This window comes from Phytobacter sp. V69 (assembly GCF_965644215.1).
GTDB lineage: Bacteria > Pseudomonadota > Gammaproteobacteria > Enterobacterales > Enterobacteriaceae > Phytobacter.
In genome coordinates this window covers 1-15446 of sequence record NZ_CBFFRL010000048.1, presented here as the reverse complement: position 1 = coordinate 15446, position 15446 = coordinate 1, and the positions used below count along the sequence as shown (strand labels likewise).

Below are 15446 nucleotides of genomic sequence, written 5' to 3'. Positions count from 1 at the left end.
AGCGAGGCGCGCTGATTCCTACAAAAGAAAAAGCCGGTGCCCACAGACACCGGCTTGTACGCGATAAAGCGTTAGTCGAATTTCAGCTGTGGAACGATGTCTTTAACCTGCGCCAGATAATCAGTGCGATCGCTACCGCTCAGACCTTCGGTCCTTGGCAGCTTCGCCGTTAATGGGTTCACCGCCTGCTGGTTGATCCACACTTCATAGTGCAGGTGCGGGCCCGTTGAACGACCGGTATTGCCGGAAAGCGCAATGCGATCGCCACGTTTAACTTTCTGCCCTTCTTTCACCAGCAGTTTACGCAGGTGCATGTAGCGTGTTGTGTAGGTGCGACCATGGCGAACCGCGACATAATACCCCGCCGCACCGCTGCGTTTGGCAACCACCACCTCACCGTCACCCACCGAGAGAACCGGCGTCCCCTGCGGCATGGCAAAATCGACGCCTTTATGCGGCGCGACGCGGCCCGTCACCGGGTTCAGACGACGTGGATTGAAGTTAGAAGAAACGCGGAACTGTTTCGCGGTCGGGAAACGCATGAAGCCTTTCGCCAGCCCGGTACCGTTGCGGTCATAAAACTTGCCGTCGTCGGCGCGAATTGCGAAATAATCTTTACCGTCAGAGCGCAAACGTACGCCCAACAGCTGGCTCTGCTCCTGCTTCCCTTCCAGCATTTCGCGAGACATCAGCACAGAGAATTCATCGCCTTTTTTCAGCTTACGAAAATCCATCTGCCACTGCATCGCTTTAATGACCGCGCTGATTTCCACGTTGGTCAATCCGGCGTCTTTTGCGCTGCTGACAAAACTGCCGCCCACGGTACCTTTGAGCACAGAGTTAACCCAGTCGCCTTCCTGAATCGCACTGCTCATTTTAAAACCACCGCCATCGACGCGGTCATATGTGCGGGTTTCACGGCGGGACACTTCCCAGGTCATACGCTGCAGGTCGCCATCTGCGGTAAGCGTCCAGGAGATCTGCTGACCAATTTTCATGTTACGCAGATCTTTATCCGCCGCCGCGAGCTGGCTGATATCTCCCATATCAATGCCGTACTGATTAAGGATGCTGCTCAGCGTATCGCCGGTCGACACCACATATTCGTGCACGCCAGCTTCACCGGCGGTTTTATCATCGAGTTCATCCTGTGGGATATCTTCAACTTCGTCAGGCATGGATTGATCGATAGGTTCACTGGCCTCAGGCAACAGCGAACGAATCTCTTTCTTTTCCAGCTCGATGGTTTTGACGATAGGTGTCGGTGTGGAATCGGGGTGGTAGACGTACGGCCGCCAGACGGCGACCGCAAAAGTGAGAACTGTAAGCGACCCCAGCATAACGCGGTGGGGTCGAGGCAGATTGTTAAATGCCAGGGCGACAGAGCGGGCTATCTGTTGCACGTATTCACTTCCTCGTTAATCTCCTTTCAGGCAGCTCGCATACTGGTTAGATAACTGGGCAAGGAACTGTGAGTAGCTCTCTTTGCCGAGTTTGATACTGGTCCCAAGTGGATCCAACGTTCCCATTCGAACGGATGTCCCTCTGGCAACAGCTTCAACGACCGCTGGCCTGAACTGTGGCTCAGCAAAAACGCAGGCTGCTTTTTGCTCAACCAACTGTGTTCTGATTTGATGTAAACGCTGCGCACCAGGTTGAATTTCAGGGTTGACGGTAAAGTGACCCAACGGAGTCAGCCCGTAGTGTTTTTCAAAATAGCCATAGGCATCATGAAAAACGAAATAACCTTTCCCCTTCACTGGCGCCAGCTCGCTGCCAACCTCTTTGTCGGTTTGTGCCAGACTGGCCTCAAACGCTTGCAGGTTGGCGTCCAGCCGTGCTCGGCTTTGGGGCATAACTTCCACTAATTTATCGTGGATTGCAACCGCCGACATCCGCGCAATCTCTGGTGAAAGCCACAGATGCATGTTGTAATCACCGTGATGGTGATGTTCGTCACTATTTTCGTCGCCATGGTGGTGTGCATCATGGTCGTGGTCGTCATCATCACTGCCTTTGATGAGTAACGGTTTGACGCCCGGTAGCGTTTGCATCAGCACCTGTTTTGCTGCCGGAATCTGCTGCGCGGACTTCTCCATGAACGCTTCCATCTCCGGGCCGACCCAGAAGACTAAGTCCGCGTTCTGTAAGCGTTTTACATCTGATGGTCGCAGAGCATAATCGTGCTCGGATGCCCCATCAGGAAGCAATACTTCTGTTGTAGTTACCCCATCCGCAATAGCAGATGCGATGAACCCCAAAGGCTTGAGCGACGCGACAACAGCGGCGTTTGCGGTGTGTGTTAAACCGCCTAACAGCGCGGTGGAAAGCGCTGCGCAAAGAAGCGTATTTTTATGTAACATAATGCGACTAATTATCGTAATGGATGAGTGGAATGTGATATTATAACATTCGACAACTTGTGCAACCCTTTAAATGCTATGACTAATCTGGTAACGCTTGAAAATGTCTCCGTCAGTTTCTGCCAAAGACGCGTACTGTCTGACATTTCGCTCAATTTACAGCCCGGTAAAATTCTGACCCTGCTCGGCCCCAATGGCGCAGGGAAATCAACGCTGGTCCGCGTGGTCCTGGGACTGGTAGCACCTGATTCCGGGACGATCAAGCGTGGCCATGTCCTGCGTATTGGCTACGTGCCGCAAAAGCTGCATCTCGACACCACGCTGCCGCTGACCGTTGGTCGCTTTATGCGCCTGCGTCCAGGTACCCGCAAAGATGACATTGTTCCGGCATTGAAACGTGTGAATGCCGCGCACCTTGTCGATGCCCCTATGCAGAAATTATCCGGTGGTGAAACCCAGCGCGTGCTGCTGGCCCGTGCCCTGCTCAATCGGCCTCAGTTGCTGGTGCTGGATGAGCCAACCCAGGGCGTAGACGTCAACGGTCAGGTTGCGCTGTACGATCTTATCGATCAGCTGCGCCGCGAGCTCGATTGCGCCGTACTGATGGTTTCCCATGATCTGCATCTGGTGATGGCAAAAACGGACGAAGTCCTGTGCCTGAACCACCATATTTGCTGCTCCGGCGCGCCGGAAGTGGTCTCCATGCACCCTGAGTTTATCTCGATGTTCGGCCCGCGCGGCGCAGAACAGCTGGGTATTTATCGCCACCGTCATAATCATCGCCATGATTTACAGGGGCGCATCGTATTACGTCAGGGAAATGGACGCGGATGATTGAATTACTGCTGCCCGGATGGTTAGCCGGGATAATGCTTGCTTGCGCCGCAGGCCCACTGGGTTCCTTTGTGGTCTGGCGTCGAATGTCTTACTTTGGCGACACCCTTGCCCACGCCTCATTGCTGGGGGTCGCTTTCGGTCTGCTGCTTGACGTAAATCCGTTCTATGCAGTCATTGCCGTCACGCTTCTACTCGCCGCCGGGCTGGTCTGGCTGGAAAAACGCCCGCATCTGGCCATCGATACATTACTGGGAATTATGGCTCACAGCGCATTATCCCTCGGGATGGTGGTTGTCAGCCTGATGTCGAATATTCGCGTCGACCTGATGGCCTATCTGTTTGGCGATCTGCTGGCAGTGACGCCGGAGGATTTGATCTCTATCGCGATTGGCGTGGTGCTGGTGCTCGGGATTCTGTTCTGGCAGTGGCGTAACCTGCTCTCTATGACCATCAGCCCGGAGCTGGCTTTTGTCGATGGCGTGAAGTTACAGCGCGTGAAGCTGCTGCTGATGCTGGTAACGGCCTTGACGATTGGGGTCGCGATGAAGTTTGTCGGGGCACTGATTATCACCTCCCTGCTGATCATCCCCGCCGCCACCGCGCGACGCTTTGCCCGTACGCCAGAACAAATGGCGGGCGTGGCGGTGGGTATCGGCATGATTGCCGTGACAGGTGGCCTGACGTTCTCTGCTTTTTACGACACACCTGCCGGGCCGTCCGTTGTGCTTTGCGCCGCCCTGCTGTTCATATTCAGCATGATGAAAAAAAGCGCTACCTGAACCCGTCTTCTTTAGGCCGAAACACACCGTTTCGGCCTTCCTGCTAGTCCATAACCCGGTTAACCCGCCAGTCTTTCAGCGAAATATTTCACCCGTGTGATCCTTTGCGCATATCCCTGATTTTATTGCGTGATGCCCCGCAATCAGCATCTACAGTTTCTGTAAGGACTGTTGTGCGGTATGGACAGGCTAACCAGACTGGAGGGGCAAATGATGCTGCTCATGATCGGGATTGGCACCCTTACGTTGATTATCCTGCTGGCGATACTGGTTTCCCGTTCGGCCATGCAGGATATCGACAACGACTACTGAGTCGGGAAAAACTTAGGGCATCTCTGGCGGTGTGATACCGAAGTGGTTCCACGCCCTGACCGTCGCCATGCGGCCACGCGAGGTGCGTTGCAGGAAGCCCTGCTGGATTAAAAACGGCTCCAGCACGTCTTCAATGGTTTCGCGCTCTTCACCAATCGCGGCGGCAAGGTTATCCAGGCCAACCGGGCCGCCAAAGAACTTATCGATCACCGCCAGCAGCAGCTTACGGTCCATGTAATCGAAACCTTCCGCATCCACATTCAGCATATCCAGCGCCTGCGAAGCGACATCAAGCGTAATCGCCCCATCGTGCTTCACTTCGGCAAAATCGCGCACCCGGCGCAGCAGGCGGTTGGCAATACGCGGCGTGCCGCGGGAACGTTTTGCCACCTCCAGCGCACCCTCTTCGCTCATATCCAGCCCCATGTAACGCGCGCTGCGTCCCACGATATGCTGTAAATCCGCCACTTGGTAAAACTCCAGGCGTTGCACAATCCCGAAACGGTCACGCAGTGGCGACGTTAGCGAACCCGCGCGGGTCGTTGCGCCAATTAACGTAAAGGGAGGCAAATCAATCTTGATTGAGCGCGCCGCCGGGCCTTCACCGATCATGATATCGAGCTGATAATCTTCCATTGCCGGGTAGAGCACTTCTTCTACCACTGGCGAGAGACGGTGGATCTCATCAATAAACAGCACGTCATGGGGCTCAAGGTTGGTGAGCATCGCCGCCAGGTCGCCCGCTTTTTCCAGCACCGGACCGGAGGTGGTACGCAAATTCACGCCCATCTCATTGGCCACAATGTTCGCCAGGGTGGTTTTACCCAGCCCCGGCGGACCGAATATCAGCAAGTGATCCAGCGCGTCGCCGCGCAGCTTCGCCGCCTGAATAAAAATTTCCATCTGCGAGCGCACCTGCGGCTGGCCGACATACTCCGCCAGTAATTTCGGGCGAATAGCGCGATCCGCAACTTCTTCCTCATTAATTACGCTGTCGGGGGATACCAGACGGTCTGCTTCAATCATCCTTTACCTCACAACGCGGCGCGCAATGCTTCGCGGATCAGAGTTTCACTGTTGGCGTCCGGTTTGGCGATTTTGCTGACCATACGGCTGGCTTCCTGAGGTTTATAGCCCAACGCCACCAGCGCAGCAACCGCTTCCTGCTCGTCATCATCCGCAGCCGGGCCGGCAGGCGATGTCAGTACCAGGTCGGCCGCTGGCGTAAACAGATCGCCATGCAACCCTTTAAAGCGGTCTTTCATTTCGACAATCAAACGCTCAGCGGTTTTCTTGCCAATACCCGGTAGCTTAATCAACGCCGCAGGCTCTTCGCGTTCAACGGCGTTCACGAACTGCTGCGCGTTCATACCGGAAAGGATTGCCAGCGCCAGCTTCGGCCCCACGCCATTGGTTTTGATCAGCTCGCGAAACAGCGTGCGCTCTTGTTTGTTGTTAAAGCCAAACAGCAGATGCGCATCTTCACGCACCACAAAGTGGGTAAAGACCACCGCTTCTTTTCCCGCCTCGGGCAGTTCATAGAAACAGGTCATTGGCATATGCACTTCGTAGCCCACGCCTCCGACTTCCATCAGGACTAAAGGGGGCTGTTTTTCGAGAATAATGCCTCTGAGTCTGCCTATCACGTGACGCTCCTGCGTTAATGGCCGAAGTTAGAATGCTGTATCATAAAAAAAGGCTGGATAGATATCCAGCCGCTTATTGATGAAAAGCGAGATGTGTTGGTTTACTGGCCTAATATTTCGTCTGCGCAAGGTCGGCAAGCAGCGTGGGATGCGCCGGAGTCCAGCCCAGAACCGCACGGGTCTGTTCACTGCTGGCCGCCATATCGATAGAAGCGAAATCAGCAAACCAGCCAAAGTGTTCCCGCGCCCGCGGTTCGGCAGGCACGCCCAGGTGTTTCCCGATGGCCTGCGCGATATCGCGAAACGCAATCCCCTCTTCCGCGACCGCGTGATAGGCCTCCTGCGTGACGCCCGTCTCCAGAGCTAACCGATACAGCGTGGCGGCATCCCGACGGTGTACCGCCGCCCAGCGATTTTCTACCTCTTCTGGCCAGGCCGAGACCCCGGTCTGCTTCGCAAGGCCAATCAGAATAGGGATAAACCCGTGATCGCCCACGCCATGGACCGTTGGCGACAGGCGTACCGTTGCTGCCCGCACACCCTTTTGTGTCAGTTCGCGTGCCGCAGGTTCAGAACGGCGTGGATACGCCGGGGAAACGAACGGCAGATCGCTTTCCAGCGCCAGATGCCCGGGGGCAATCATTGCCAGCCCCGAGGTCACCAGCAAAGGACGATCGCTACCGCGCAGCGCCTCACCCATAATCTGAATAGCACGTTCATCCTGCGCGCAGTTCTCACTAAAGCGCGAAAAATCATGATTGAAGGCGGTATGGATGACCGCGTCCGCCCGGCTTGCGCCATCATGCAGCAGTTGATGATCGTCCAGCGTCCCGGTGAACACCTGCGCGCCCAGCGCCACCAGCGACTGTGCTTTTTCCGCATTGCGCACCAGTCCGGTGACCTGATGCCCAGCGACGAGCAAATCCTCGGCAACGGCGGAACCGACCCAACCGGACGCGCCCGTCAGAAAAACATGCATAGCAAACTCCCCTTGTGTTGACTCATTACGTGATAGTGATGAATATCCTCACAGGTGAAAAGTAGTGACATTATCGTGGTATAAGGACTAACAGGATGCAGCGCGACACCCGCCCCACAGAGTTAGGCGATTACCTGAAACACCGCCGTGCGCGGCTTGACCCGGATGCCCTTGGCTTTCATACCGGCAGACGGCGCACGCCTGGTTTGCGCCGTGAAGAGGTGGCACATCTGGCCTGTATTAGCGCAACCTGGTACACCTGGCTGGAGCAAGGCCGTGGCGGTACCCCCTCCGCCGAAGTACTGGAGCGCTTATGCCACGCCTTACAGCTTAGCCCACCTGAGCGCGAGCATGTCTTCCATCTGGCGCTGGGCCGTGCGCCTGAGGTGCGCTACACCCCGGTGCAGGCCATCACCGCGCGTCTACAAAAAGTACTGGATTGCATGTCGCTCAGCCCGGCGATGATCCGCACCGCCACCTGGGATGTGCTGGCATGGAATCAGCCCGCCGCCGTGGTGCTCACCGATTACGCGACACTACCCCACGCTGAACGTAATATCCTGCGGCGTATCTTTCTCGACCCACAGGTGCGTGAGACGCAAACGGACTGGGAAGGTCTGGCGCAGTCGCTGGTCGCGGCCTTTCGCGCAGATGCCACCCGTTCGGGCGCCGCTGATGAAGTGAAACCGCTTATTGATGAAATGATGGCCGCGTCACCGCTGTTTGCCGAACTCTGGCGTAGCAATACTATCGATACGATGGGAGAAGGCACGAAGGTGTTGATCCATCGTGAGGCGGGGAGATTATCGCTGGAATATTCGAGTTTTGCCGTTGAAGGGCAGCCGGATCTGACGATGATCGTCTACAACCCGTCAACGCCAGAGGATGCCGAAAAGATCAGCGCATTACTTAGCGCAGTCGACCGCGCGCCAGATTAAGCCGGGAATCACTTACCTGCATCGCATTCTGGCTGACATGGCAATGGGTGATGGCAATCGCCAGAGCGTCGGCGGCATCCGCCTGCGGGTTCGCCGGAAGTTTCAGTAAAGTACGCACCATATGCTGAACCTGGCTTTTCTCGGCGCTGCCAATCCCCACCACTGTCTGTTTGACCTGCCGGGCAGCATATTCAAACACCGGCAAGTCCTGGTTTACGGCAGCCACAATCGCCACGCCGCGCGCCTGCCCAAGCTTGAGCGCTGAGTCGGCGTTTTTCGCCATAAAGACTTGTTCGATTGCGAAGTAATCAGGCTGGAACTGAGTGATGATTTCCGTCACGCCGGCATAAATTAATTTCAGGCGCGACGGTAAATCGTCGACTTTGGTACGAATGCATCCGCTGCCCAGGTAGGTCAGTTGCCTGCCTACCTGGCGAATCACACCGTAGCCGGTTACGCGTGAACCCGGGTCGATACCGAGGATGATAGCCATCACGCGTCTCCAGTTGTTGCGGTAAGCTGCCTCATTAGAGAGTAGCCGCAACCTCGTCGGAAATTTCACCATTATGGTAAACTTCCTGCACATCGTCGCAATCTTCCAGCATGTCGATCAAACGCAGCAGTTTTGGTGCGGTTTCCGCATCCATATCCGCTTTGGTTGACGGGATCATGGAGACTTCGGCGTTATCAGCTTTCAGGCCTGCGGCTTCCAGCGCATCACGCACAGCGCCCATCTCTTCCCATGCGGTGTAAACGTCAATCGCACCGTCATCGAAGGTCACAACGTCTTCTGCACCCGCTTCCAGCGCCGCTTCCATGATCACATCTTCGTCGCCTTTCTCGAAGGAGATGACGCCTTTTTTGCTGAACAGGTAAGCAACGGAACCGTCAGTGCCCAGGTTACCACCGGTTTTGGTGAAGGCATGGCGCACTTCGGCAACGGTACGGTTACGGTTGTCAGATAGACATTCCACCATCACCGCCGTGCCGCCAGGACCGTAACCTTCATAAATGATGGTTTCCATGTTCGCTTCGTCATCGCCGCCCACGCCACGTGCGATAGCACGGTTCAGGGTGTCACGGGTCATGTTGTTGCCCAGTGCTTTATCCACTGCCGCACGCAGACGCGGGTTGGAACCGATATCGCCGCCGCCGAGGCGCGCTGCGGTAACCAGCTCACGAATGATTTTGGTAAAGATTTTACCGCGCTTGGCATCCTGTGCCGCTTTGCGGTGTTTGGTGTTGGCCCATTTACTGTGACCTGCCATAAGAAACTCTCCACTTAACCGTTGATTTATACGGCATGAATTACAAATTCTTCAATCGCCTGCCGGTTGCTCCACGACTTGGTTAACGCGGCCGCTTGCGGTGCATCGACCCAGCGGTAGGCCAAATGTTCAGTGAACACGACCGACCGTTCATGGGGTAGCGCAAGACAGAACCAGGATTCGGTATTGCGCACCACGCCAGGGGCATAGCGATGACGTAAATGTTCAAAAATTTCAAACTCCACCGTGCGCTGACAGTCAATTAAGGCCAGTTGCTCTTGTGCAACGTCTATGGTGACCTCTTCCTTTACTTCGCGCGCGGCGGCTTGCGACGCGGATTCGCCCTCTTCCAGACTGCCGGTAACCGACTGCCAGAAATCGGGATCATCGCGCCGCTGCAACATCAGCACCCGCTTCGTATCCTCTGCATAGATAACAACAAGAATCGAGACGGGATGCTTATACACTTTATCCTTCACGCTGCCTCGTTGTTGGCTGCCCTCGTTCATCCCATTCACATAGTCATCTATGTTCATGGGAATTCACTCAGTTGCCGCCGCGATGCAGGGCGAATGATTTCGTGTATATCAGTCATATCAGTTGTTCTCTTCCTTTTTCACCACTGCGATGCTCAGCTCGGCCAGAGAGACCGGGTTAGCAAAGCTCGGGGCTTCGGTCATCAGACAGGCAGCCGCGGTGGTTTTCGGGAAGGCGATAACGTCACGGATGTTATCGGTGCCGGTCAGCAGCATGGTCAGACGGTCAAGACCGAATGCCAGACCTGCGTGCGGCGGGGTACCGTATTTCAGCGCGTCCAGCAGGAAGCCAAACTTCTCGCGCTGTTCTTGTTCGTTAATGCCGAGGATGCCGAACACCGTCTGCTGCATGTCACCACGGTGAATACGCACAGAACCGCCCCCCACTTCATAGCCGTTGATGACCATGTCGTAGGCGTTTGCTACCGCATCTTCCGGTGCTGCTTTCAGCTCGTCCGCCGTCATGTCTTTCGGTGAGGTGAACGGGTGGTGCATCGCGGTCAGGCCGCCTTCGCCGTCGTCTTCAAACATCGGGAAGTCGATAACCCACAGCGGCGCCCATTTGTTTTCGTCGGTCAGGCTCAGGTCTTTACCGAGTTTCAGACGCAACGCACCCAGCGCATCGGCAACCACTTTCTTGTTGTCCGCGCCGAAGAAGATCATGTCGCCGTCTTGTGCGCCGGTGCGCTCAAGAATCGCTTTGACGATGTCGGCGGTCAGGAATTTCGCCACCGGGCTGTTGATGCCTTCCATGCCTTTCGCACGTTCGGTCACTTTGATGTAAGCCAGGCCTTTCGCGCCATAGATCTTCACAAAGTTGCCGTATTCATCAATCAGCTTACGGGTCAGAGAAGCGCCGCCCGGTACGCGCAGTGCAGCAACGCGGCCTTTCGCGTCGTTAGCCGGGCCTGCGAACACCGCAAACTCAACGTTTTTCAGCAGGTCAGCAACGTCCACCAGCTCCATCGGGTTACGCAGGTCTGGTTTGTCGGAGCCGTAACGACGTTCCGCTTCAGCGAAGGTCATGATTGGGAACTGGCCCAGGTCGACGCCTTTAATGTCCAGCCACAGTTTGCGAATCAGGTCTTCCATCACTTCACGCACCTGCGGCGCGGTCAGGAAGGAGGTTTCCACATCGATCTGGGTGAATTCTGGCTGACGGTCAGCACGTAGGTCTTCGTCACGGAAGCATTTCACGATCTGATAGTAGCGATCGAAACCGGACATCATCAGCAGTTGTTTGAACAGCTGTGGAGACTGCGGCAGCGCGTAGAATTTGCCTTTATGTACGCGAGACGGCACCAGATAGTCGCGCGCGCCTTCCGGCGTGGCTTTGGTCAGCATCGGGGTTTCGATATCGAGGAAACCGTGGTCATCCATAAAGCGGCGCACGAAGCTGGTGATTTTAGCGCGGGTTTTCAGGCGCTGCGCCATCTCCGGACGACGCAGGTCCAGATAGCGGTATTTCAGACGCGCTTCTTCGGTGTTGACCTGGTTGGAATCCAGCGGCAACGGCTCAGAGCGGTTGATAATGGTCAGTTCGGTGGCAAATACTTCCACTTCACCGGTCGCCATATCGCTGTTAACGTTTTTCTCGTCACGAGCACGCACTGTGCCGGTCACCACGATGCAGAACTCATTACGCAGTTCGGAAGCAAGTTTGAATGCTTCTGCGTCCGGATCGAAGAACACCTGCACGATGCCTTCGCGGTCACGCATATCAATGAAAATAAGGCTGCCGAGATCACGACGACGATTGACCCAACCACACAGCGTCACCTGCTGCCCAACGTGGGACTTACGCAGCTGCCCGCAATATTCTGTACGCATGAGATATCCCTTAACTTTGCCGCAGGCTAATTGTTGCCTGCCGTGCAGGCGACGATGTCGCAGCTTTAACTGAATGTCACAACTGGATGAAAAAAGGGGGCTATTATACTGGAAATAATGGCTCACGATAAGCCCGATACCGCCCGTACGCGCGTTTGCTGCGCACGCTTAATGCGTATTCTCACAAAAATTAACAAAATTTGTAAACCGGGTGCAGCAAGATACCGCGTAAGGTAAGTGCGACCTCATTCATTTTTCAGGAGTTATCATGCTGGAGCTTAATGCTGCAAACACCGCCCTGGTGGTTATCGATTTACAGGAAGGTATCCTGCCGTTCGCCGGTGGTCCACACAGCGCTGAGGATGTGGTGAAACGTTCCGCGAAGCTTGCCGACGCGTTTCGCGCCAACAACGCACCGGTCATTCTGGTTCGCGTTGGCTGGTCTGCGGATTTTGCCGAAGCCTTAAAACAACCGGTTGATGCGCAGGCTGGCGGCCACGCTTTACCGGAAAACTGGTGGACGTACCCGGTGACATTGGGCAAAAAAGAGAGCGACATTGAGGTCACCAAACGCCAGTGGGGCGCTTTCTACGGTACCGATCTTGAGCTGCAACTGCGTCGTCGCGGTATCGACACCATCGTGCTGTGCGGTATTTCCACCAACATCGGCGTGGAATCCACCGCCCGTAACGCCTGGGAGCTGGGCTTTAACCTGGTGGTCGCCGAGGATGCCTGCTCTGCCGCCAGCAGCGAACAACATCAGGGTAGCATGACTCATATCTTCCCGCGCATTGGTCGCGTGCGCAGCAGCGAGGAGATCCTGGCCGCGCTATGATTTACCTTGGCCTGCCACAATGGTCGCACCCGAAATGGATGCGGCTTGGCATCACCAGCCTTGAAGACTATGCCCGCCACTTTAACTGCGTGGAGGGCAACACCACGCTGTATGCGCTACCGAAAGCCGAGATTGTCCAGCGCTGGTACGATCAAACCGGTGATGATTTCCGCTTTTGCTTTAAATTTCCGTCCACCATTTCCCATACCGCCTCGCTGCGCCAGTGTGGCGATCTGACGCAGGAATTTTTCACCCGTCTTGCGCCGCTGGAAACACGGATCGGCCAGTACTGGTTACAGCTCCCCGCCACCTTTGGTCCGCGCGATCTTCCGGCACTGTGGGCGTTCCTGGATGGGCTTCCGACTGATTTCACCTACGGCGTCGAAGTGCGTCACCCGGAATTTTTTGCCAAAGGTGAAATAGAGCTGGCGCTTAATCGCGGACTGCATCAGCGCGGCGTTAACCGGGTGATCCTCGATAGCCGCCCGATACACAGCGCCATCCCGCACAGTGAAGCGGTCATTGATGCCCAGCGCAAGAAGCCCAAACTGCCGGTTCATGCACTGGTCACCGCGCAAAACCCATTGATCCGCTTTATCGGTGGCGACGACATGGAACAGAATCGTCAATTATTCAGCGTCTGGCTGGAGAAGCTGCCGCAGTGGGAACAGCACAGCACGCCGTACCTTTTTTTGCACACGCCGGATAACGGCCAGTCGCCGGAACTCGTGGACGCGCTGTGGAAAGATCTGCAACAGGCGCTGCCGTCGCTGGGCACTGCTCCGTCCATTCCGCTGCAATCTTCTCTTTTCTGAACGGATTACCTATCATTGTAAAGCCATCCGCGAAGAAAGGGAGTTTGTATGGTAAGCGCGCTTTATGCCGTGCTGGGTGCGTTACTGCTCATTAAGTTTTCATTTGATGTTGTGCGTCTGCGTACGCAATACCGCGTTAGCTATGGCGACGGTGGTTTTAGCGAGTTGCAAAGCGCTATTCGCATTCACGGTAATGCCGTGGAATACATTCCGCTGGCGTTGGGTTTACTGTTGTTCATGGAGATGAACGGCGCTGAAACCTGGATGGTTCACGTGTGCGGCATCCTGCTCATTGCCGGGCGCTTAATGCATTACTACGGGCTTCATCATCGGCAGCTCAGCTGGCGTCGTTCCGGTATGAGCGCCACCTGGAGTTCACTGCTGCTGATGGTGCTGGCAAACCTGTGGTATATGCCGTGGGAGTTGGTTTTCTCCCTGCATTAGCGCACAATACGCCACTTTGTTTTCCCGGATGTTTACATTATGTCTAACCGCGACATGCTTTTTTCCGCGCCTATCGCCAGCCTGGGCGACTGGACCTTCGATGAACGGGTTGCCGAAGTCTTCCCGGATATGATCCAGCGCTCCGTACCGGGTTACTCCAATATTATCTCGATGATCGGCATGCTGGCGGAGCGCTTTGTTCAGCCGCAGACGCAGATTTACGACCTGGGCTGTTCCTTAGGTGCCGCGACGCTTTCCGTGCGCCGCAATATTCATCACGATGGCTGCAAAATCATTGCCGTGGATAACTCTCCGGCCATGGTTGAACGCTGCCGTCGTCATATTGATGCCTACAAAGCGCCGACGCCGGTCGAGGTTATCGAAGGCGATATTCGCGATATCACCATTGAAAATGCTTCCATGGTGGTGCTGAATTTTACCCTGCAATTTCTTGAGCCCGACGAACGCCAGGCGCTGCTGGATAAAATTTATCAGGGGCTGAACCCCGGCGGCGCGCTGGTGCTGTCGGAAAAATTCAGTTTTGAAGATGCCAATGTCGGCGAGCTGTTATTCAACATGCACCATGACTTTAAACGCGCCAACGGCTACAGCGAGCTGGAAATCAGCCAGAAGCGCAGCATGCTGGAAAATGTGATGCTGACGGATTCGGTCGAAAAGCATAAATCTCGTCTGCAACAGGCCGGGTTTGAACACAGCGAAGTCTGGTTCCAGTGCTTTAACTTTGGCTCGCTGATTGCGCTAAAGGCAGGTAAAGCGGCATGATCACGTTCGACCGTTTTTATCAGCAAATCGCCGTCAGCCCGCTGTCCCACTGGTTAGAAACCCTGCCGGCGCAGATTGCCGCCTGGCAGCGCGAGCAGCTTCATGGCCAGTTCAAACAGTGGACCAACGCCGTCAATTTCTTGCCCGAACTGACGCCGTCGCATCTTGATTTGCTCAATAGTGTCACCGCCGAGAGCGAAACGCCGTTAAGCGCCGGGCAACTAACGCGTATGGAAACCCTGCTGCGCCACCTGATGCCGTGGCGTAAAGGGCCTTATTCCCTGTATGGCATCAACATCGACACCGAATGGCGTTCCGACTGGAAATGGGACCGCGTGTTGCCGCATCTGTCTGATTTGCAGGGGCGTACCATTCTCGATGTGGGCTGCGGCAGCGGCTACCATATGTGGCGCATGATTGGCGCAGGGGCCAGACTGGCGGTGGGTATCGACCCGACGCAACTGTTCCTGTGCCAGTTCGAAGCGGTACGTAAGCTGCTGGGTGACGATCGACGCGCCCATTTATTGCCGCTGGGCATTGAGCAACTGCCTGCCCTGAACGCCTTCGATACCGTGTTTTCTATGGGCGTACTTTATCACCGCCGCTCCCCGCTTGAGCACCTGTGGCAATTGAAAGATCAGCTGGTGAAAGACGGCGAGCTGGTACTGGAAACGCTGGTTGTTGAAGGTGATGAGCATACCGTGCTGGTGCCGGGTGACCGCTATGCGCAGATGCGTAACGTCTACTTTATTCCGTCTGCGGCGGCGCTGAAAAACTGGCTTGAGAAGTGCGGCTTTGTCGATGTACGTATCGCTGATGTTTGCGCGACAAGCATTGAAGAGCAGCGCGGTACATCGTGGATGGTGACCGAGTCGCTGGCAGATTTCCTCGACCCGAATGACAACACGAAGACCATTGAAGGCTACCCTGCCCCGGTGCGTGCGGTGTTGATCGCCAGAAAGCCGTAGTATTCCCCTCACTACTCAGTGAAAAATCGTGCATAAGTAAAAAACCACCTGCATAGCAGGTGGCATTGATAACGCCCCATAGGGGCGTACTCAGTCCAGACTCTGAGAGTCTT

At 55.6% G+C, this 15446-nt stretch carries 17 protein-coding genes; 8 read left to right on the top strand and 9 right to left on the bottom strand.

Annotated elements, in window-relative coordinates; all coding sequences use genetic code 11:
- Nucleotides 1-71: 71 nt before the first annotated feature.
- Nucleotides 72-1403, bottom strand: coding sequence for a murein DD-endopeptidase MepM (gene mepM / locus ACSZPU_RS09125; protein ID WP_498997776.1), 1332 nt, complete (start codon nucleotides 1401-1403; stop codon nucleotides 72-74).
- A 15-nt stretch (nucleotides 1404-1418) separates the two neighbouring features.
- The gene (znuA, locus tag ACSZPU_RS09120) at nucleotides 1419-2363 is read right to left on the bottom strand and encodes a zinc ABC transporter substrate-binding protein ZnuA (RefSeq protein ID WP_498997773.1); all 945 of its coding nucleotides are present in this window, start codon (nucleotides 2361-2363) and stop codon (nucleotides 1419-1421) included.
- A gap of 78 nt (nucleotides 2364-2441) precedes the next feature.
- Between znuA and znuC the strand changes: the two genes are divergently transcribed.
- Nucleotides 2442-3197 carry a zinc ABC transporter ATP-binding protein ZnuC gene (gene znuC, locus ACSZPU_RS09115; RefSeq protein WP_498997771.1) on the top strand — a complete coding sequence of 252 codons (756 nt, stop codon included), beginning with the start codon at nucleotides 2442-2444 and terminating at the stop codon, nucleotides 3195-3197.
- Nucleotides 3194-3979: a zinc ABC transporter permease subunit ZnuB gene (gene znuB / locus ACSZPU_RS09110; RefSeq protein ID WP_498997768.1), complete on the top strand. Its 786-nt coding sequence runs from the start codon at nucleotides 3194-3196 to the stop codon at nucleotides 3977-3979. The genes znuC and znuB overlap by 4 nt, the downstream gene beginning before the upstream one ends.
- Before the next feature lie 324 nt (nucleotides 3980-4303).
- On the opposite strand, the gene ruvB is transcribed toward znuB, so the two are convergent.
- The 3 genes from ruvB to ACSZPU_RS09095 all read right to left on the bottom strand — a co-directional run bounded on the left by ruvB (nucleotide 4304) and on the right by ACSZPU_RS09095 (nucleotide 6916).
- The gene (gene ruvB, locus ACSZPU_RS09105; RefSeq protein WP_498997767.1) at nucleotides 4304-5317 is read right to left on the bottom strand and encodes a Holliday junction branch migration DNA helicase RuvB; all 1014 of its coding nucleotides are present in this window, start codon (nucleotides 5315-5317) and stop codon (nucleotides 4304-4306) included.
- A gap of 8 nt (nucleotides 5318-5325) precedes the next feature.
- Entirely contained in the window at nucleotides 5326-5937 is a 612-nt protein-coding gene (ruvA, locus tag ACSZPU_RS09100) for a Holliday junction branch migration protein RuvA (protein WP_498997764.1), read from the bottom strand.
- A gap of 109 nt (nucleotides 5938-6046) precedes the next feature.
- Complete coding sequence (locus tag ACSZPU_RS09095) at nucleotides 6047-6916, bottom strand: SDR family oxidoreductase (protein WP_498997762.1); 870 nt, start codon at nucleotides 6914-6916, stop codon at nucleotides 6047-6049.
- A 95-nt stretch (nucleotides 6917-7011) separates the two neighbouring features.
- Between ACSZPU_RS09095 and ACSZPU_RS09090 the strand changes: the two genes are divergently transcribed.
- Nucleotides 7012-7854 carry a helix-turn-helix transcriptional regulator gene (locus ACSZPU_RS09090; protein WP_498997760.1) on the top strand — a complete coding sequence of 281 codons (843 nt, stop codon included), beginning with the start codon at nucleotides 7012-7014 and terminating at the stop codon, nucleotides 7852-7854.
- Here the strand turns inward: ACSZPU_RS09090 and ruvC are convergent.
- The 4 genes from ruvC to aspS all read right to left on the bottom strand — a co-directional run bounded on the left by ruvC (nucleotide 7826) and on the right by aspS (nucleotide 11488).
- Entirely contained in the window at nucleotides 7826-8347 is a 522-nt protein-coding gene (ruvC, locus tag ACSZPU_RS09085) for a crossover junction endodeoxyribonuclease RuvC (protein ID WP_498997758.1), read from the bottom strand. The genes ACSZPU_RS09090 and ruvC overlap by 29 nt on opposite strands.
- 34 nt (nucleotides 8348-8381) lie before the next feature.
- On the bottom strand, nucleotides 8382-9122 hold the full coding sequence (locus tag ACSZPU_RS09080) for a YebC/PmpR family DNA-binding transcriptional regulator (protein ID WP_498997756.1): 741 nt from the start codon (nucleotides 9120-9122) through the stop codon (nucleotides 8382-8384).
- A 26-nt stretch (nucleotides 9123-9148) separates the two neighbouring features.
- Complete coding sequence (gene nudB / locus ACSZPU_RS09075; protein ID WP_498997801.1) at nucleotides 9149-9601, bottom strand: dihydroneopterin triphosphate diphosphatase; 453 nt, start codon at nucleotides 9599-9601, stop codon at nucleotides 9149-9151.
- A gap of 117 nt (nucleotides 9602-9718) precedes the next feature.
- The gene (gene aspS, locus ACSZPU_RS09070) at nucleotides 9719-11488 is read right to left on the bottom strand and encodes an aspartate--tRNA ligase (RefSeq protein ID WP_498997754.1); all 1770 of its coding nucleotides are present in this window, start codon (nucleotides 11486-11488) and stop codon (nucleotides 9719-9721) included.
- A gap of 268 nt (nucleotides 11489-11756) precedes the next feature.
- Here aspS and ACSZPU_RS09065 point away from each other — a divergent pair, with 268 nt between their 5' ends.
- The 5 genes from ACSZPU_RS09065 to cmoB are packed head-to-tail and all read left to right on the top strand — an operon-like array spanning nucleotide 11757 to nucleotide 15333.
- On the top strand, nucleotides 11757-12323 hold the full coding sequence (locus ACSZPU_RS09065; RefSeq protein WP_498997752.1) for a hydrolase: 567 nt from the start codon (nucleotides 11757-11759) through the stop codon (nucleotides 12321-12323).
- Nucleotides 12320-13138, top strand: coding sequence for a DUF72 domain-containing protein (locus tag ACSZPU_RS09060; RefSeq protein WP_498997750.1), 819 nt, complete (start codon nucleotides 12320-12322; stop codon nucleotides 13136-13138). Before ACSZPU_RS09065 ends, ACSZPU_RS09060 begins: the two co-directional genes overlap by 4 nt.
- Before the next feature lie 48 nt (nucleotides 13139-13186).
- Complete coding sequence (locus tag ACSZPU_RS09055) at nucleotides 13187-13582, top strand: MAPEG family protein (RefSeq protein WP_498997749.1); 396 nt, start codon at nucleotides 13187-13189, stop codon at nucleotides 13580-13582.
- A 39-nt stretch (nucleotides 13583-13621) separates the two neighbouring features.
- A complete protein-coding gene (gene cmoA / locus ACSZPU_RS09050) occupies nucleotides 13622-14365 on the top strand; it encodes a carboxy-S-adenosyl-L-methionine synthase CmoA (RefSeq protein ID WP_498997747.1) in 744 nt (247 codons plus the stop codon).
- Nucleotides 14362-15333, top strand: coding sequence for a tRNA 5-methoxyuridine(34)/uridine 5-oxyacetic acid(34) synthase CmoB (cmoB, locus tag ACSZPU_RS09045; RefSeq protein WP_498997746.1), 972 nt, complete (start codon nucleotides 14362-14364; stop codon nucleotides 15331-15333). The genes cmoA and cmoB overlap by 4 nt, the downstream gene beginning before the upstream one ends.
- The last annotated feature ends 113 nt before the right edge of the window (nucleotides 15334-15446 follow it).